This window comes from Phaeovulum veldkampii DSM 11550 (assembly GCF_003034995.1).
GTDB classification, from domain to species: Bacteria; Pseudomonadota; Alphaproteobacteria; order Rhodobacterales; family Rhodobacteraceae; genus Phaeovulum; species Phaeovulum veldkampii.
In genome coordinates, this window is the sequence record NZ_PZKF01000046.1 from 1 (window position 1) to 17,209 (window position 17,209).

A 17,209-nucleotide genomic window follows, 5' to 3' on the forward strand; every position below is an offset into this window, starting at 1 on the left:
GAATATGAAAACCCGTGGTTCCGGGTCCGGCGCGCGGGGCGCTGGTATTGGGTCGAACAGGCGCAGCCGGTGCCCGGCGCAGCGGTGCTGCCGGTGACCCGGCAGGGCCTGATCATACAACGCCACCGCCGGGTTGCGCAGGGCCGGGCCGAAACGCTGGAAATTCCGCGCGGCCTGTGCGAGCCGGGCGAGACCGAGGCCCAATGCGCCGCGCGCGAACTGGCCGAGGAAACCGGGCTGGTCATTGCCCCCGGCGCGCTGCTGCCCTTGGGCTATTGCCGCCCTGACACCGGCCTGCTGGCAGCACGGGTGGCGCTGTTTCTGGCCGATCTGGGCAATCTGCCCGACCTGCCCCAAGCCGGCGACGGCGAGGCCGAGGGCATCTTGCGCATCCCCCCGCCCGATCTGTCGCGCTGGCTGGCCGAGGGCCGGATCGAAGACAGCTTTGCCCTGGCCGCCATCGCACTGGCCCAGGCACGCGGCGCGATCTGACCCCGCGCAGCGCCCGATCAGATGTGTCGGTCCCACAAACCTCTTTCCACCACCGGAAAACAGATCATTGATTTCATTTTAAAATCTCTGATTAATCGGCAATCCTCCCCGTTTAACGGGGCGCGACCGTAGGCTCAGGACTCGTTCTGGATCCTAGCCAGAACAAGACAATGGCGGCGAGGATCACGGCGAAGAAGAAGGGCTGCGGGCACCGGTCGTATCGGGTGGCCACGCGCCGCCAATCTTTGAGGCGCCCGAACATGATCGGAGGCCAGCGCCACCATGATCTGGGCGAAGACACCATTTTCGCCCCAGCGCTTCCAGCGGTTGCCGTTACCGAAGGAATAGTTTTCCACCAAATAGGACGTGAATTTGTGCGCAAGGCAGGTGCCGACCGCCTTGCCATCAGCCCCCCCGAAAAGCGCTGGCTCATCGCACTTGCTTTCGACCTCTGCAAATGCGGCGGCCCCCGCCCGGAGGGCTTCGATTGTCAGATGCGGCTTGTCGATAAATACTAAATACTTTGTTTTTGCTATGATATTGGCGACCCCGGGACGACTCGAACGCCCAACATCCTGATTAGAAGTCAGGTGCTCTATCCAGTTGAGCTACGGGGCCGTGATCCTTCTGTTAACTGTTCGGAAAACGCTTCGCAAGTGTTTCCCATTTCCCTAGCCGATTGTTTCCGTTCGTCTTTTCGGCCCCAGAGCCGCCGCTTGGAAGTCAGGCGCTCTATCCTGTCGAACTACCGGACCGTTTCACCTTTTTGCGACAGCGCGCCGCGCCGTGCAAGGGTTTCAAGGCAAGCGGGCGCCTCAAATCGGCGAGGGTTTCAAAGCGGGCAGGTCATGAAAACCGACCACGGGTCTTCGCCATAGCCCTCGAATGGGCCGCAGGCGGCAAAGCCCGCCGCAAGATAGAGTGCGCGGGCGGGGGTAAAACTGTCTTGCGCGCCGGTTTCCAGGCTGACCCGCACAAATCCAGCCGCGCGTGCCTCGGCCATCAGATGATCCAGCAGGTGCCGCGCAAGGCCACGGCCCCGTGCCTCGGCCAGAATGTGCATCGACTTGATCTCGGCATGGGCCGCGTCGATCCGCTTCAGCGCGCCCATGCCCAGCGGGCGGTCGCCTTCGCGCAGCACATAAAACCGGATGCCCGGCGCCGCCAATGCCGAGGCAGGCAGCATGTGGATGCTTTCGGGCGGCGTGTCAGCGTGCATCGCCGCAGTGTGGCGGGCGTGGATCAGCGCCAGATCGGGGGCCAGCGGATCGCCCAAGGTGATGGTGATACCATTGAGGGCCGCAGGTGCAAATCGGGTCATAAGTGTTGCCAGAAGCCCAGTTTTACTCAATGCAATCACTATGGAAATTTCGACTGGGCGTAAAGGGCTCGGGGTATGGATCAGGTCGCGCCCGGCCTGCTGCCCGCCCCCAAAAAGGCCTGCGGTTTCGGGTTACGGGCCATGGCAAAGCCGCGCAGCGGCGCCTTACCCAAGGCCAGCCGCCGTGCGGTAGACCGTGAACCGCCCCACCGTGGCCAGCGGGGTCAGTTCGGGCAATTTTTGCAGATAGGACGGCGCGGCATCAAGAAGCAGGATATGGGTGAATTTCTGTTGCCAATCCTGAACAAAAGTGGGCGCGATCTCGGCCGGGTAGCAGGTGTCGGGAAGGGTAAAGCATTCGTCCAGCGCAAAAAGCGCCGGATGCGCGTAATCCTTCCACCGCGGGGCCAGCGTGATCGCGTGCACCCCCAGAAACAGGGTCGGAACAAAGGCAGACCGGGTCGATACGGCGTAGCCCTGGACATGGGACAGCCGCAGGTCGCGCTGATGGCCGCGCGCGCGCAGCGGCAGAACGCGCGCGCCCGGCGGCACAGCCTGAAGAACCGCCAGAAGATCGTTGATCTCGGCGTCGTGACGCGCGGCATAACGCTCGACCAGCGCCCCGCGGGCAACCAGCAGGGCCAGAAACACGACCGCCAGGCCACGCGCCTGCGCCTTTGACACCCCCTCCCAACGCGTTGCGGCCAGAAAAAGCAGCATCAACACCAACGGCAGCCGGATATGCACCAGCGCCACCCCGTTCAACCAGGTGGGCGAAACAAGCGCGGCAATCGCCACGGCAATGATTGGCCCCTTCATCGTCGGCGCCAGCCTGAGTCGCGGCCCGCCAGCGCGACGACGCAGTGTCATCAAGCACAGCACAAGGGCAACAAACCCCAGCAACCCCGAAAGATTGAGCAGAAAACTCCCCTGCGACAACGGAACCTCGAAGGTGGCGTTCAGAAATCGCAGCTTTGACATCAGCGGCCCGAAGGCCGTTTTATTTCCCGCGGGAGACTCGCCGCCCGTCAGCACGTCGTGCAGCAACCACGCCAAAGGCCCCAGAAACGGCAGCGCCATGATCAGACCACGGCCCAGTTGGCGGCGCGGCTGGCTGGCCTCTTGCAACAGTTGCATCTCGCGGCCAGCCGCGCATACCAGGCCGAGCGCGAGGTCAGCCCCGCCATCTCGTCGGGGCCAAGACCTGCCGCGGTCAGGGCCGCGCGGGTGCCGGGTTCCTGCTCCAGTCGCGCCACGATCTCGCGGCTGAGCGCGTCGGGGGCCAGCGTGAACGGTTCGATCAGCGCGCCATGTTCGGCCAGCAGCCGGTCGATACGGTCCAGATCGCGCAGGATCGTGTCGGTCTCGGCAGGGGTCAGCGCCGCCTTGCAGCGCCCGCCGCAGCGCGACAGCACATGGCTGCCCGGCAGCGCGCGAAAGTAATCGACCAGCGACAGCCCCAGATCGGCGAACGGCCCGCGCAGAACCAGCGATCCTCGCCCCTCGTCGCGATACCAGGCGCGCAGGCCATCGTCGTCCAGCACCCCGGCAATGCCAGCATTGTCGATCAGCAGGTTCGGCGACACGATCACCCCTTCGGACCAGACCGCGCCCAGCAGCAGCCGCTTGCGCAGTTCGGTCGGCGCCAGCCCGCGGACCGAGTCGCAGTTCGACAGGAACATCTTTTCTTTCAGGATCATTGCTTTTCCTTTTCCTGTCACGGCCCGCGCGCGGTCAGCGCAGCACCCGCAGCACCGTCTGCCACAGGATCGCCGCGTCAAGACACAGCGTCTGATGCGCCTGATAGATCAGGTCAAGTCGTGCCTTGCGCGGAATGCAGGCCCGGCAATACAGCGCGTCGGTTTCGGCGGCGGAGCGTGACCGCGCCAGAATGCGCGCCTCGTGCCGGTGAAAGCGCAGCGTGGCAAGCCCGGTCACGCCGGGGCGGGCGCGCAGCACCTGCGCGTAAAGTTCGGGGAATTTCTCGACATACTGGCGCAGCGGCGGGCGCGGCCCCACCAGGCTGATGTCGCCGCGGATTACGTTCCACAGTTGCGGCAACTCATCCGCCCGTATGCGCCGCAGCAGGCGCCCGGTGGCGGTGATCCGGCCCGCCTTGTCAGCGCCCGAAACGCCCGCATCGGCCGGGTCGGGGCGCATGGTGCGAAATTTCACCAGTTGAAAGCCGCGGTCGGGCGTCTGCATCCGTTCGGACAGATACAGCACCGGGCGACCATCACGCAGGGCGATCAGGGCCGCCAGGGCCAGCAGCACCGGCGCCAGCAGCACCGCCAGCAGGCAGGCCAGCACCAGGTCGAACAGGCGTTTTTGCGGCGTCATCGGCAGGCTTTCAGCAGCAGACTTGCGGGGGGAAGGGCGTTCAGGGCGGCCAGTTCGGCGATCATGGTTTCGGGCCGGGCGGCGCCGGGGGCAAAGTCGTGCAGGGCGGCCAGCCGGGTGCACTCCAGCACGATCCGGTGCTGCGCGCCAACCGGGGCCGGGGCAAAGGCCCAGGGCAGGCCCGCAGCCTCGGCCAGCGCCGCCATGCCGATCGGCGCCGGGGCGGCCACATTCAGCACCGCGGGCAGGGCGGGGCAGGTGGCCAGCGTTTCCAGAACCGCAGCCAGCGTGGCCGGGCCGATGTAAGACCGTTCCGGCCCCGCTTTGGCCGCCTCTCCGGCATCGCCAAAGCGGTCGATCACCAGCGGGCGGCTGGGGTTGGTCAGCAGCGCATCGGCCCCCGCTACATTGCCGATCCGCAGCGCGCAGACCGAAAGGCCCCGGTCGCGCCAGCGCGCCGCCACCGTCTCGGCGGCGCATTTTCCCGCGCCATAGGCGGTGATCGGGGCGGGCGGGTCGGTTTCGGCATAGGGCAGCGCACGCGCCCCGCCATAGACCGCCGCGGACGAAGCCAGCAGCACCCGCCCTACGCCGGCCATGACGGCGGCGGCCAGAACCGCCTCGGCCAGCGCCGGGGCGAGTGCGGGGTCGGCGTCGCGCCCGGTGGGGCCGGCCAGATGGATCAACGCGGCGGGGGGGCCTTGCCGCGCGGCCAGCGCCAGCAGCGCCCCAGGCCCCTCGCGCAGCGGATCCCAGACCAGCGCGCCGAGGCTGGCCCCGCGCGTCTGCCTCAGAATACGCGCCGCAGCAGGGGGGCGCATGGCCCAGTGCGCGCCGATCAGCCGCCCCACGCGCCCGCTTGCCCCGGTTATCAACCAGGTGGCGGGCAGGGGTGGGGTGGGGCAAAGGGGCATCAAACCTCGGATCATCAGGGGCAATCGTTGCCGGGGCAAGGCCCGCCCCGCAGGTTGCCGAGCGGGTTCTTCTGTGGCAAGAAGGAGTCCGGGGAATTTTCAGATCAAAGAGCCAGAACATGCATGATTTCGCCACGCGCCGCACCATGATGGTCGATACGCAGGTCCGGCCCAATGATGTGACCAAGTATCCACTGATTGCGGCGATGCTTGAGGTTCCGCGCGAGGTGTTCGTGCCGACCGCCCTGCGGCAGGCGGCCTATCTGGGCGAAAACCTCGACATTGCGCAGGGCCGCGTTTTGCTGGAACCGCGCAGCTTTGCCAAATTGCTGGATGCGCTTGATGTTCAGCCCACCGATCTGGTGCTCGATATTGGGTGCGGGCTGGGCTATTCGACCGCCGTGATCGCTCGTCTGGCCGAAGCCGTAGTAGCCATTGAAGAGGGCCCGCTCGCCGCTCAGGCGCAGGATGCGCTGGCCGCCGAAGGCGCCGACAACGCTGCCGTGGTCGCCGGACCGCTGGCCGCGGGGGCACCCCAGCACGGCCCCTATGACGCGATCATGATTGAAGGAGCGATTGAGGTTCTGCCCGCCGATATCGCCGATCAGTTGAAGGACGGGGGCCGGATCGGCGCCCTGTTCATGGAGGGTGCGTTGGGCGTGGCCCGCATCGGCGTCAAGATCGACGGCGCGATCAGTTGGCGCAACGCCTTCCATGCGGCCGCCCCGGTTCTGCCGGGTTTTGCGGCAAAACACGCCTTTACGCTCTGATCTTCGGGCAGAGCACGCAGATTTGGTGTGGCGGTCGGGGCAAAGCTCCGGCATGATCGCAGCCAATAGTCCGCCGCGTTTTGTTGGCGGCGAAGGTGTAAGAATGAGGATGTTCGGCATGATGCGCATAACCCGATCCACCTTTGCGGCAGCCGGTCTTGCGGTGATGAGCATCATGGCTGCGCCGGTTGCGCAGGCCGAGACCTTGGCTGATACGCTGGTTGCGGCCTATCGCAACTCCAACCTGCTGGATCAGAACCGCGCCACATTGCGCGCCGCCGATGAAGATGTGGCGACGGCCGTATCCAGCCTGCGGCCGGTGCTGAAGTGGGCGGCGACGGCCGGGTATAGCGACACCGACCGCTATGAGGCCAGTCAGGCCGCGCTGGAACTGACCGCGCAGATGACGCTGATGAGCTTTGGGCGGACAGGGCTTGCCATCGACATTGCCAAGGAATCGGTGCTGGCCACGCGCGAGGCGTTGCGCGGGGTGGAACAGAACATTCTGCTGGGCGCTGTTCAGGCCTACACCGACGTGAAAAGCGCCAGCGAAAGCGTGGCCATCAACCGCAATTCGGCGCGGGTGATCGGCGAAGAACTGCGCGCCGCGCAGGACCGGTTCGAAGTGGGGGAGGTGACCCGCACCGATGTGGCCCTGGCCGAGGCGCGGCTGGCCGCGGCACGGGCGGCGCTGTCGGCAGCCGAAGGCCAGCTTCAGGTCGCGCGTGAATCCTACAAGGCCGCCACAGGGGCGTATCCGGTTCGACTGGCCGCGCTGCCGCCGTCGCCGAAACTGCCCAAAACATTGGCAGAAGCGCAAAACACCGCGCAGCGGCTGCACCCCTCGATTCGGCAGGCGCAGCGTCAGGTCACCGTGTCCGAGCTTCAGGTTGCGGCGCAGGCGGCCGAGCGTATGCCGGTTCTGACCGGGTCGCTGTCTGCGGGAACGGGTGAGTCCAGCATCACCGGCGATCTTGACGATGTGTCGGTGGGCCTGAACCTGAACCAGACGATCTATTCCGGCGGGCGACTGAGCGCGCTGCACCGCCGCGCGCTGGCCGGGCGTGACGCTGCCCGTGCCGGCTTGCTGCAGACCGGGGTCGAGGTGGCGCAGAATGTCGCCAATGCCTGGGCCAACATTGCCGTAAGCCGGGCGCAGATCAGCGCCATCGACGAACAGATCCGCGCAGCGACGGTCGCTTTCCGCGGCGTGAAAGAAGAAGCGACGCTGGGCGCGCGCACCACGCTGGATGTGCTGGATGCCGAACAGGATCTGCTGAACGCGCAGGCCGACCGCATCGAGGCCGAGGCCGCGTTGCAGGTAGCATTCTATTCACTGTTGTCGTCTATGGGTTTGCTGACGGTAGATCATCTGAACCTTGGGATTCCGACCTATGATCCGGCGGCCTATTACAACGCTGTGCGCAACGCGCCTGGCACTTCGGTTCAGGGCAAGAGTCTGGATCGCGTGCTGCGCGCAATCAACAAGCCGTAGGCGTTTCGCGGGTGACGGTTGTGGTGTGACAAGGGTGGGGCATGTCTGATTCCAAGGCGAATGTTCAGATCGAGGATGTTTTATCCTCCATCCGTCGGCTGGTGTCGCAGGGTCAGACTGTGCCCGATGGTAGCGCCCCGGTGTCTGCCCTGACGCCGCCTCGTGCCGCTGATTCAGACATGTCCGAGGCCGACCGTCTGGTGCTGACACCAGCGCTGCGGGTGGCCGGGTTTGACAGTCACGAAGTGGATGTCTGGCCGGACTTGGCTCAGGACGATCAATTTGATGTCGATCTGACGGGGACCGGCGCGCATGTGCAGCAAGATGTGACCGGAGAAGAGGCCGCTCGGCAGCCCGTCGCCGGGGCGCAGTCACCTGGTGTCGATGCGCCTTTGCCCGCCGTCATTGAGGCCGATCCGGCGGTTGATCTGGGCGCCGAACTGACCCGTCTTGAAAGCACGATTGCGGCGATGGAGGCGGCGGTGGCTGTGGTTGGTGATGCGTTCCACGCTGCGCCCGATGCCGCCGATACCGCACCGGTGCCACCAGCCCCCGCGTCGGTTCTGCCCGAGCAGGCGGCGGCGGCACCGCAGGCCGCAGCCATGGCGCCGCCCGCCGGGGCCGAACCGCGCCGCTTGCATCTGCGCGACCCGTTTGAGTCGATGCCCGACGACATGGCAGAGAGCGAAGACCTGCTGGCCCTGTCCGATGACGAGATTTTCGACGAAGAGGCCCTGCGTGCCCTGATTGCCGACGTGGTCCGTCAGGAGTTGCAGGGGATGCTGGGCGAACGGATCACCCGCAACGTCCGCAAACTGGTGCGCCGCGAAATCCAGCGCGCGCTGGCCAGCCGTGATTTCGAATGACGCCGCATCGGTCTCCGGGCAGACCGCTGCGGCATCTGGCGCCGGGGTGGTTCGGGTGAAAGCGGTGGCCGGAACACCTCGCCCGGCGGGGCCCTGATGGCTTGGGTCTATCTGGGGCTGGCTGGTCTGCTGGAGGTCGTCTGGGCCGTTGCGATGAAGCAATCTGCCGGTTTCACGCGCCTGACCCCCTCGATCATCTGCGGGGTCGCCATGGCGGCCAGTCTTGGCCTGCTGGCGCTGGCGCTGCGCAGCTTGCCGCTAGGCACTGCCTATGCCATCTGGACCGGCATCGGCGCGGTCGGGGCTTTTGCCGTGGGGCTGGTGTTTATGGGCGAACCGGCAACGCCCGCGCGCCTGATTGCGGCGGGGATGATCGTGGGCGGGTTGGTGCTGATGAAACTCGCCTCGGGCTAGGCCCGGCACTTTGCCAAACGAAAACCGCGCCCGGCGGGGCGCGGTCTTGGCTCTGTTCGGCGCAGGCGCGATCAGGCGGCTTCGGCGTCGGCCTCACCCGCGGCGATCCGGCGTTCGCTTTCTTCGCGCGATAGCGCGACCGAGGTGCGAACACCCTTCGAGACGAATTCCATCAGCCCCTTGACCACCCGTTCGTTCGGGTCGATCCCGGCACAGGACAACACCTCGCGCCCATCGCGCGATCGCGCCCAACGAGCGATCTGCTCGGGGCCGTTGCCATACTTCTTGTCGTCGGCAATCGCGTCATCCAGTGCGGCCAGCACCACGGCGGCAAACAATTTGCGCGCCCGCTGGCCCTGTTCATAGTTGAAGGCGGAGCCGTCAACGAAATCGCGCATTATTACGTCCTTTGTTATTGCTCTTGCGTTTCCTGGCGTGTCGCCGAATATGGCTGTTCCCGAGCGATTCGATATGGCCCGTTTGGCATGTCACCCATGCGTCTGACGCATGGCTTGGCATCGGTCAATACCGTATATCGTCGGGTTGCCAGAGGGCAGCCGCACAGATATAGGTGCCCAGCACATCCGATCAACCTGCCCAACGAGTTTTATCCCATGCCCAAGATCAACGGCAACGAAATCCGCCCCGGCAATATTCTGGAGCATGACGGCGGCCTTTGGGCCGCGGTGAAGGTCAGCCACGTCAAGCCTGGCAAAGGCGGGGCGTTTGCGCAGGTCGAGTTGAAGAACCTGCGCGACGGGCGCAAGCTGAACGAGCGGTTCCGGTCGGAAGACAAGGTGGAGCGGGTCCGGCTGGACCAGAAAGATCAGCAGTTTCTGTATGAAACCGATGGCCGTCTGGTGTTCATGGACAGCGAAACCTATGAACAGACCGAACTGGACGCCGAATTGCTGGGCGATCGCCGCCCCTTCCTGCAAGACGGCATGACTGCGACGGTCGAATATTTCGGTGAAGAGGCGCTGACGGTGTCGCTGCCGCAAAAGGTGGTCTGCAAGGTCGTGGAAACCGAGCCGGTGGTCAAGGGTCAGACTGCGGCCAACAGCTACAAGCCCGCGATCCTTGACAATGGCGTGCGCATCATGGTGCCGCCGTTCATCGGCGTGGACGAAGACATCATCGTGAATACGGAACTGTTCGAATATTCCGAACGCGCCTGAGCCGGTCGGGGACAAATTCGGGGGCCTGCGAGCCCCCGTTTTCATGCCGCCCGCTTATGCCGGGATGACGCGCGCGGCGCCTGCGGTCAGCGCCGCATTGGCCCGGTCATGCCGCAGCATTGCAATGCCTTGACCCGCGGCCTGGGTATAAAGCGTGCCAGCCTCGCGCCCGTCTTCGGTCAGGATCGGGGTGCCCACTGGCGCGGCACCCTCGACCCGCACCGTGACAAGGCCGCGTTTCAATTCGGTCTTGTGCTTCATCCGGGCGGTCACCTCCTGGCCGACATAGCAGCCCTTTCGGAAATCGACGCCGTGCAGCCGCTCGAACCCGGCTTCGAGGATGTAGCTGTCGTTCGGGATCAGTTCGATCCCGGCCTCGGGGATGCACTGGGCCACACGCAGCGCGGCCCAGTCGGTGCCGTCATCGGCGGCGCTGGTGCCGTAGAGCCGCCATCCCAGCGATGGGTGGCGGGGGTCGGCCACCGCGCCTGCAGGGGCGGGGCCAGTGCCGCGCGCCACCTTCAGGTCGGTGGGCGCAATCGCCACATCGGCGCGCAGCCGATACATCGCCAGCCTGCGCGCCAGATCGGCGGCCTGCGGGGTGGCCACGTCGATCAGGATCGTGTCGCCCTGCGCCAGCAGGATGAAATCGGCCAGATATTTGCCCTGCGCGGTCAGCAGCGCCGCATAAACCGGGCCGTCGGGCAGGCGGCGGATGTCATTGCTGACCAGACCTTGCAGGAAATGCGCGCGGTCTGGCCCGGTGACGGCAAGAATGGTGCGGTCGCTTGGCATCAATGTCTCCCTCGGCTGGGTTTTGATAGAGCCTGCGGGCGGCAGGCGACAGGGGTCAATCCGTCGTGACGCGCGCGCGCCACAGCGTGAACAGGCCCGCCGCCACCACCAGGCCCGCGCCCAGCGCCACCTCGGGGCGCAGGGTTTCGTTGAAAACGGTGATGCCCAGCGCCGCGATAAAGACCAGTTGCAGATAGGCAAAGGGCTGTATCGCGCTTGCTTCGGCCAGTTCATAGGCCCGGATAAGGCACCAATGCGCGGTAGCCGCTGTCAGGCACAACAGGCCCATCCAGCCCCAGTCGGGCAGGCTCATCGGCTCCCAGAACCAGACGCCTATGGCGGTGGCGGCCAGCGCGCCGACCGTGCCGGTCCAGAAAAACGATACCGTGGTGCTGTCGGTTCGCCCGACATAGCGCGTCAGCAACCCATAGAGCGCGAACATGAAAGCCGAGATCAGCGGGATCAGAGCCGCAGGTGCAAACACCGCAAACCCCGGTTGCAGGATCACCAGCACACCGACAAACCCGATGCCGATGGCCACCCAGCGCCGCCAGCCCACCGTTTCGCCCAAAATCGGGCCTGACAGCGCCGCGATCAGCAGCGGATAGCAGGTAAAGACCGCATGGCTTTCGACAAGGCCAAGGATCACAAAGCCTTGCACCATGATCAGCACCTCGGCCACCAGCAGCAGCGCGCGCAGCGCTTGCAGCAGCGGCTGGCGCGAGGCCGCCGCCCGGCGCAGCCCGCCGGTCTGGCGCGCGGCCAGAACGGTGACAAAGGCCGCAAAGAACCAGTAGCGGATCATCACCACCATATAGACGTTGTATTCCCCCGCCAGATGGCGCGAGATTCCGTCTTGGAGCGCAAAGATCGCGGTTGTGGCGACCATCAGCCAGATGCCTTTGCGGGTGTTCTGATCGGTCACGATGCCGGCCCCGGCATCCGGCCGCGGCTCATGTGCCGCTTGTGGCCAAAGCCCGGCGCGCGCTCGACCGCAAAGCCTGCGGCGGCCAGCCCCCGGCGCACGAAACCCGCTGCGGTATAGGTGGCAAAGCTGCCACCCGGCGTGGTATGGGCCGCGACCTCGGCCATCAGGGGTTCGGCCCATAATTCGGGGTTTCGGGCGGGGGAAAAGCCGTCCAGAAACCACGCATCGGCGCGGCCACCCCAGCGTGGCAGGGTGTCGCGGGCGTCACCCTCGATCACGCGCACACGCAACGCCCCCAGATCAAAGCACCGCGCGCCCCGGCCCCAGGCGTCCAGAAACGGGCCTGCCACTGTCGCCGCCTCGGGAAACGCGGCCAGCGCGCGGGCGATATCGGCAGCGGGCAGGGGGTAGGCCTCGAAGCTGATGTAATCCATGGTAAAATCGCAACCCGCGGCGGTCGCGGCAAGCTGGGTGGCCAGCAGGTTCAGCCCGGTGCCAAAGCCTAGTTCGGCCACGACAAAGCCGGGCTGGAACCGCGCGGGCAGGTCGTTTCCGGCCAGAAACACATGGCGCGTTTCAGCCAGCCCGTTCTCAAGGCTGAAATAGGGGTCGTCGAAACGGCGCGAAACCGGCAGCGTGCCGCCGCGCCATTCAAGCCCGCTCTGGTCGATATCCGTCATCTGGTCTAATCCCGCCGCAACGGCGACCATGACGAAGGGAACAGGCAATGGCAACGGGATTTCGGGCCGAGGTGACGGTGCGCGGCGGTGGGGTGTTCGGGCTGGCCTGCGCCTGGGAAATCGCGCGGCGTGGCGCCAAGGTGCGGCTGATCGAAACCGCGCGGCTGGGCGCGGGGTCAAGCGGTGGGCTGGTGGGGATGCTGGCGCCGCATGTTCCCGACCAGTGGAACCCGAAAAAGCAGTTCCAGTTCGAGGCGCTGGCGCTGGCCGACGCGTTCTGGGCCGCGGTAGCGGCTGCGGGCGGGCGCGATCCGGGCTATGCGCGCACCGGCCGGTTGCAGCCGCTGGACACCGAGGCTGCGGTGACGCTGGCCCGCGCGCGCGGCGCCGAGGCGGCGGTGAACTGGCAGGGCCTTGCCCGGTGGTCGGTGGCCCGCGCCGAAGACTTTGGCCCGATGGCGCCGGTTTCGGCCACCGGGCTTGTGGTGCATGACACGCTGTCGGGCCGGGCGGATCCGCGCGCGGCGGGGGCGGCGCTGGCCGCGGCGATCACCGCGCGGGGAGGGCAGATCGTGCTGGGTGATGCCGAAGACGAGGGCGCGGTGATCCATGCGACCGGGGTTGCGGGGCTGGCCGCGCTGTCAGCCGCCTTCGCTCGCGAGGTCGGCAATGGTGTCAAGGGCCAGTCGGCCAGCCTTGGCATCGACATGGGCGATGCGCCGCAGGTGTTTCACGATGGCGTGCTGATCGTGCCGCATGCCAACGGCACTGTCGCGTTAGGGTCCACCTCGGAACGGGTGTTCGACAGCCCCGACACCACCGATCACCAGCTGGAAGAAATCATCGCCAAGGCGCGGATGATCTGCCCGGCGCTGGCCGATGCGCCGGTAATCGAACGCTGGGCCGGGGTGCGCCCGCGGGCCCGCACCATGGCGCCGATGCTGGGGGCCTGGCCTGGCCGGGCGGGGCAGTTCGTCGCCAACGGTGGCTTCAAGATCGGCTTTGGCATGGCGCCCAAGGTGGCCGAGGTGATGGCCGATCTGGTGCTGGAGGGGCGCGACGCGATCCCCGAGGGGATGCGCGTCGAGGATTGCCTGTAGTCTAGCGGGCGCGGCCCAAAAGCTCCAGCACAGGCGGCCCCAGCGCCGCGACGATCAGCGCCACCCCCGCGGCCGAGGGGTGGATGTTGTCATCTTGCATGACTTCGCGCCGCGCACGGTCTTCGGGCGCCAGGTCCATGATCGGGGCCAGCAGGTTGGGCACCAGAAGCGCATCGAACCGCGCCGCCAAATCGTGCCACATTCCGTCGAATTCGGCCTTGTAATCGGGCCCGTAGTTGCCCGGCGCGGGCAGGCCGACCAGCAGAACCGGCAGGTCGCGGCCCTGCGCCTCGGTCAGCATCGCCTCAAGATTGGCGCGGCTTTCGGTGGGCGGCAGGCCGCGCAGCAGGTCATTGCCGCCCAGGGCGATCATCAGCGCGTCGGTCTGATCGGTCAGCGACCAGCCCAGCCGCGCCCGCCCCCCCGCCGTGGTATCGCCCGACACGCCCGCGTTGACCACCCTTACATCGGCCCCGTTTGCCAGCAGCCATGCCTGCAATTGCGGCACCAGCCCCTCGCCCTCGGGCAGGCCATAGCCCTGCGTCAGGCTGTCGCCCAGGGCGACCAGTTCCAACGGTTCGGCTGCGGCAAGTCCGGGCAGCGCCAGCAAAGCTGCCGCCAGAAGGTTGCGAAGCCGCGCCCGCGCGCCATATCGGAAGCTGACAGGCAGCACAGGGGCACGAAGCATGGACACGGTTCTGGCGATGAAGGATGCGCGGTTGACGCTGGCGGGCAACGCAGGCCCTGTCGAGGTGCTGCGCGGCATCACGCTGGGCATCGCGCGGGGCGAAAGTGTCGGGCTGATCGGTCCTTCGGGGTCGGGCAAGTCGTCGCTCCTGATGCTGATGGGCGGGCTGGAACGCGCCACTTCGGGGTCGGTCACGGCGCTGGGGCAAGACATGTCCGCGATGGACGAAGACGCGCTGGCCCGGTTCCGCAGGGGTAATATGGGGATTGTGTTCCAGTCCTTCCACCTGATTCCGACGATGACGGCGCTGGAAAACGTGGCCCTGCCGCTGGAACTGGCGGGCATGGACGATGCCTTTGGCCGCGCAGCCGAAGAACTGGCCGCCGTGGGTCTGGGTGCGCGGATGCACCATTACCCCGCCGAGATGTCGGGCGGCGAACAGCAGCGCGTGGCGCTGGCCCGCGCCGCAGCCCCCCGGCCCGCGCTGTTTCTGGCTGATGAGCCGACCGGCAACCTTGATGCCGCGAACGGCGCGGCGATCATGGATCTGTTGTTTTCGCTGCGCGACCGGCACGGGGCGACGCTGATCCTTGTGACCCATGCGCCCGAACTCGCTGCGCGCTGTGATCGGGTGATCCGGCTGGCCGATGGGCAGGTGGTGGCCGGGCAGGTGGCGGCATGACCGGCGATCTGGCGCTGGCTGCCCGCATCGCGCGGCGCGAATTGCGCGGCGGTCTGGCGGGGTTTCGGGTGTTTCTGCTCTGCCTCATTCTGGGCGTGGCGGCGATTGCCGCGGTGGGCACGGTGCGGGCGGCCATCGGCACCGGGCTGGCCGATCAGGGCCGGGTTCTGCTGGGGGGCGATGCGCAACTGTCCTTTACCTATCGCTACGCCACGCCCGAAGAACGCGGCTGGATGGCGGCACAGGCCGAGGCGGTGTCAGAGGTGATTGATTTCCGCTCCATGGTCGTGCGGGGCGCGGGCGACGCGGCCGAGCGCGCGCTGACGCGGGTCAAGGCGGTGGACGGGCTTTACCCGCTGGTGGGCGATCTGGTGCTTGACCCGCCGATCCCGCTGGATCAGGCGCTTGGGCAGGCGGGGGGCCTGCCCGGCGCGGTGATGGATGGCGTTCTGGTGGACCGGCTGGGAATGCAGCCGGGCGATACGTTCCGGGTGGGGCTGGCCGAATTCCGGCTGACGGCACGGCTGCTGCGCGAACCCGACAGTGCCACCTCGAGCCTTGGTATCGCGCCGCGCACCCTGGTTCGGTCAGCCGCTCTGACGGGGGCGGGGCTGCTGGAGCCGGGGTCGATTTTTGACACCGATTACCGGCTGCGGCTGGCGCCCGGCACCGATCTGGCCGCGCTGGAGGCCAAGGCCGAGGCAGATTTCGACGGCGCCGGAATGCGCTGGACCGATGCCCGCCGCGCCACGCCGGGGGCTGAAAGGTTTGTGGACCGGATCGCCGATTTTCTGGTGCTGGTGGGGCTTGCCGGGTTGGCGGTGGGCGGCATCGGCATTTCTGCCGCCGTCCGCGCCTGGATGGAGCGCAAGACCGAAACCATCGCCACGCTGAAGGCCCTGGGGGCCACCGCGGGGCTGGTTCGTGCGGTGTTTCTGATCCAGTTGGCGGTGCTGACGGCCTTGGGCGTGGGGCTGGGTCTGCTGTTGGGGGCGGGGCTGCCGCTGCTGGCCGCCCCCGCGATCGCCGCGCGGATGCCGATTGCCGTCGATGTGGCGCTGGCGCCCGCGGCACTGGCCGAGGCGGCGGTTTATGGTGTTCTGGTGGCGGGCCTGTTCACGCTCTGGCCGCTGTCGCGGATGGCGGGGGTGCGGGCGGCGGCGCTGTTTCGTGACATCGGCCCCGGTCGGCGCGGCTGGCCCGACCGGGGCACAGCACTGGCGCTGGCCGGGCTGGCGGTGGCGCTGGGGCTGGCCGCGGTCGGTTTTTCGGGTGCGCCGATGCTGGCTCTGGGGGCGCTGGGCGGTATTGTCGTGGCGCTGGCGGTGCTGGCGCTGGTCGCCGCCGGGGTCAGGCGCGCGGCGCGCGCCCTGGCCGCGCAAGACCGGCTGCTGCGGGGCCGCCCCGGTCTGCGCGCGGCGCTGGCCGCCATCGGCGGTCCGAGGAGCGAGACGGGATCGGTGATCCTGTCGCTGGGGCTTGGCCTGTCTGTTCTGGCGGCGGTGGGGCAGGTCGATGCGGGGTTGCGCAGCGCGGTCTCACGCGATCTGCCCGCCCGCGCGCCCGCCTATTTCGTGCTTGATATCCAGCCCGATCAGCTTGACCCTGTGCGGGCGCTGCTGGCTGCGATTCCGATGGTGGAAAAGGTCGAAACTGCGCCGATGCTGCGCGGCACCATCACCCGCATCAATGGCCGCCCCGCGCGTGAGGTGGCGGGCGAGCATTGGGTGGTGCGCGGCGACCGCGGCGTGACCTATGCCGCCACCCCGCCCGAGGGCACCCGCATCGTGGCCGGTGAATGGTGGGCACCCGATCATACCGGCCCCGCCGAGGCGAGTTTTTCGGCCAACGAGGCGCGCGAAATCGGTGTGGGTCTAGGTGATCGGCTGACCGTTAACGTGCTGGGCCGCGATGTCGAGGCCACGATCACCTCGTTGCGCGAGGTTGATTTTTCGACCGGCGGCATCGGCTTTGTGCTGACGCTGAACGCTGCGGCGCTGGCGGGTGCCCCGCATACCAATATCGCCACGATCTACGCCCCGCCAGAGGCCGAGGCGGCGGTGCTGCGCGATCTGGCGGGGGCGTTCCCCAACATCACCGCGATCCGGGTGCGCGAGGTAATCGAGGGCGTGTCGCAGGCGCTGACCACGGTGGCGCGGGCCAGTGCGCTGGCTGCGGGGGTGACGCTCTTGACCGGATTTGTGGTGTTGATCGGCGCCGCGGCGGCGGGCGAACGGGCGCGCGCCTGGGAAGCCGCGATCTTCAAGGTGCTGGGGGCCACGCGCGGCACGATCCTGGCGTCGTTCGCGCTGCGGGCGGGGCTGATGGGGCTGGCGGCGGGGCTGGTGGCGATCGCCTTTGGCGCCGCGGCAGGCTGGGCGGTGGTCAGTCTGGTGATGGAGGCCGAGTATCGCTTTGCCCCGCTTCCCGCGCTGGCGGTGGTGCTGGGGGGGGCGGGTGCAAGCCTGCTGGCGGGGCTGGCCTTTGCGCTGCGCCCGCTGGCGGCGCGGCCCGCGCAGGTGCTGCGCGCACGCGACTGACGCCCT

20 protein-coding genes and 1 tRNA gene are annotated in these 17,209 nt (G+C 67.4%); 10 read left to right on the top strand and 11 right to left on the bottom strand.

The window, feature by feature from the left end; genetic code table 11:
* The coding region (locus tag C5F46_RS14025) for an NUDIX hydrolase (protein ID WP_107325964.1) at window positions 1-492 on the top strand (492 nt) is incomplete at its 5' end.
* A 170-nt stretch (window positions 493-662) separates the two neighbouring features.
* Window positions 663-1,010 (top strand): hypothetical protein, encoded by a 348-nt coding sequence (locus C5F46_RS16735; protein ID WP_168796816.1) that lies wholly within the window; start codon window positions 663-665, stop codon window positions 1,008-1,010.
* Window positions 1,011-1,033: 23 nt separating this feature from the next.
* Here C5F46_RS16735 and C5F46_RS14035 read toward each other — a convergent pair.
* The 6 genes from C5F46_RS14035 to C5F46_RS14060 form a co-directional block, all read right to left on the bottom strand.
* Window positions 1,034-1,110: transfer RNA gene (locus tag C5F46_RS14035), tRNA-Arg, on the bottom strand.
* Between the two features lie 214 nt (window positions 1,111-1,324).
* The gene (locus C5F46_RS14040) at window positions 1,325-1,813 is read right to left on the bottom strand and encodes a GNAT family N-acetyltransferase (RefSeq protein WP_107325966.1); all 489 of its coding nucleotides are present in this window, start codon (window positions 1,811-1,813) and stop codon (window positions 1,325-1,327) included.
* 165 nt (window positions 1,814-1,978) lie between these two features.
* Window positions 1,979-2,950 (bottom strand): hypothetical protein, encoded by a 972-nt coding sequence (locus C5F46_RS14045; protein WP_107325967.1) that lies wholly within the window; start codon window positions 2,948-2,950, stop codon window positions 1,979-1,981.
* On the bottom strand, window positions 2,896-3,513 hold the full coding sequence (locus C5F46_RS14050) for a hypothetical protein (RefSeq protein WP_107325968.1): 618 nt from the start codon (window positions 3,511-3,513) through the stop codon (window positions 2,896-2,898). Before C5F46_RS14050 ends, C5F46_RS14045 begins: the two co-directional genes overlap by 55 nt.
* Before the next feature lie 34 nt (window positions 3,514-3,547).
* Complete coding sequence (locus C5F46_RS14055; RefSeq protein ID WP_107325969.1) at window positions 3,548-4,153, bottom strand: sugar transferase; 606 nt, start codon at window positions 4,151-4,153, stop codon at window positions 3,548-3,550.
* On the bottom strand, window positions 4,150-5,067 hold the full coding sequence (locus tag C5F46_RS14060; RefSeq protein WP_168796817.1) for an NAD-dependent epimerase/dehydratase family protein: 918 nt from the start codon (window positions 5,065-5,067) through the stop codon (window positions 4,150-4,152). The genes C5F46_RS14055 and C5F46_RS14060 overlap by 4 nt, the downstream gene beginning before the upstream one ends.
* A 119-nt stretch (window positions 5,068-5,186) precedes the next feature.
* Between C5F46_RS14060 and C5F46_RS14065 the strand changes: the two genes are divergently transcribed.
* The 4 genes from C5F46_RS14065 (at window position 5,187) to C5F46_RS14080 (ending at window position 8,612) form a co-directional block, all read left to right on the top strand.
* Window positions 5,187-5,837, top strand: coding sequence for a protein-L-isoaspartate O-methyltransferase family protein (locus tag C5F46_RS14065; RefSeq protein ID WP_107325971.1), 651 nt, complete (start codon window positions 5,187-5,189; stop codon window positions 5,835-5,837).
* A 118-nt stretch (window positions 5,838-5,955) separates the two neighbouring features.
* A complete protein-coding gene (locus tag C5F46_RS14070; RefSeq protein WP_235820180.1) occupies window positions 5,956-7,332 on the top strand; it encodes a TolC family outer membrane protein in 1,377 nt (458 codons plus the stop codon).
* Window positions 7,333-7,373: 41 nt separating this feature from the next.
* Window positions 7,374-8,198 carry a hypothetical protein gene (locus C5F46_RS14075; RefSeq protein WP_107325972.1) on the top strand — a complete coding sequence of 275 codons (825 nt, stop codon included), beginning with the start codon at window positions 7,374-7,376 and terminating at the stop codon, window positions 8,196-8,198.
* A gap of 96 nt (window positions 8,199-8,294) precedes the next feature.
* Window positions 8,295-8,612 carry a DMT family transporter gene (locus tag C5F46_RS14080; protein ID WP_107325973.1) on the top strand — a complete coding sequence of 106 codons (318 nt, stop codon included), beginning with the start codon at window positions 8,295-8,297 and terminating at the stop codon, window positions 8,610-8,612.
* Window positions 8,613-8,683: 71 nt separating this feature from the next.
* Here C5F46_RS14080 and C5F46_RS14085 read toward each other — a convergent pair whose 3' ends face one another.
* Window positions 8,684-9,010 (bottom strand): DUF6280 family protein, encoded by a 327-nt coding sequence (locus tag C5F46_RS14085; RefSeq protein ID WP_107325974.1) that lies wholly within the window; start codon window positions 9,008-9,010, stop codon window positions 8,684-8,686.
* Window positions 9,011-9,226: 216 nt separating this feature from the next.
* Between C5F46_RS14085 and efp the strand changes: the two genes are divergently transcribed.
* Window positions 9,227-9,790, top strand: coding sequence for an elongation factor P (efp, locus tag C5F46_RS14090; RefSeq protein WP_107325975.1), 564 nt, complete (start codon window positions 9,227-9,229; stop codon window positions 9,788-9,790).
* A gap of 54 nt (window positions 9,791-9,844) precedes the next feature.
* Here the strand turns inward: efp and ygfZ are convergent, their stop codons facing one another.
* From ygfZ to mnmC2, 3 genes are read right to left on the bottom strand one after another with little or no spacing between them, the layout of a single operon-like run.
* Window positions 9,845-10,585: a CAF17-like 4Fe-4S cluster assembly/insertion protein YgfZ gene (ygfZ, locus tag C5F46_RS14095; protein WP_107325976.1), complete on the bottom strand. Its 741-nt coding sequence runs from the start codon at window positions 10,583-10,585 to the stop codon at window positions 9,845-9,847.
* Between the two features lie 55 nt (window positions 10,586-10,640).
* A complete protein-coding gene (locus C5F46_RS14100) occupies window positions 10,641-11,510 on the bottom strand; it encodes a DMT family transporter (protein ID WP_107325977.1) in 870 nt (289 codons plus the stop codon).
* Window positions 11,507-12,193 carry a tRNA (5-methylaminomethyl-2-thiouridine)(34)-methyltransferase MnmC2 gene (gene mnmC2 / locus C5F46_RS14105; RefSeq protein ID WP_146160237.1) on the bottom strand — a complete coding sequence of 229 codons (687 nt, stop codon included), beginning with the start codon at window positions 12,191-12,193 and terminating at the stop codon, window positions 11,507-11,509. Before mnmC2 ends, C5F46_RS14100 begins: the two co-directional genes overlap by 4 nt.
* Before the next feature lie 47 nt (window positions 12,194-12,240).
* On the opposite strand from mnmC2, the gene C5F46_RS14110 reads away from it, so the two are divergent.
* Entirely contained in the window at window positions 12,241-13,293 is a 1,053-nt protein-coding gene (locus C5F46_RS14110) for an NAD(P)/FAD-dependent oxidoreductase (protein WP_107325979.1), read from the top strand.
* Between the two features lies 1 nt (window position 13,294).
* Here the strand turns inward: C5F46_RS14110 and C5F46_RS14115 are convergent, their stop codons facing one another.
* Window positions 13,295-13,981 carry an arylesterase gene (locus C5F46_RS14115; protein ID WP_107325980.1) on the bottom strand — a complete coding sequence of 229 codons (687 nt, stop codon included), beginning with the start codon at window positions 13,979-13,981 and terminating at the stop codon, window positions 13,295-13,297.
* On the opposite strand from C5F46_RS14115, the gene C5F46_RS14120 reads away from it, so the two are divergent.
* Complete coding sequence (locus tag C5F46_RS14120; RefSeq protein WP_107325981.1) at window positions 13,980-14,663, top strand: ABC transporter ATP-binding protein; 684 nt, start codon at window positions 13,980-13,982, stop codon at window positions 14,661-14,663. The two genes, C5F46_RS14115 and C5F46_RS14120, sit on opposite strands and share 2 nt — an antisense overlap.
* A complete protein-coding gene (locus C5F46_RS14125) occupies window positions 14,660-17,203 on the top strand; it encodes an ABC transporter permease (RefSeq protein WP_168796818.1) in 2,544 nt (847 codons plus the stop codon). The genes C5F46_RS14120 and C5F46_RS14125 overlap by 4 nt, the downstream gene beginning before the upstream one ends.
* The last annotated feature ends 6 nt before the right edge of the window (window positions 17,204-17,209 follow it).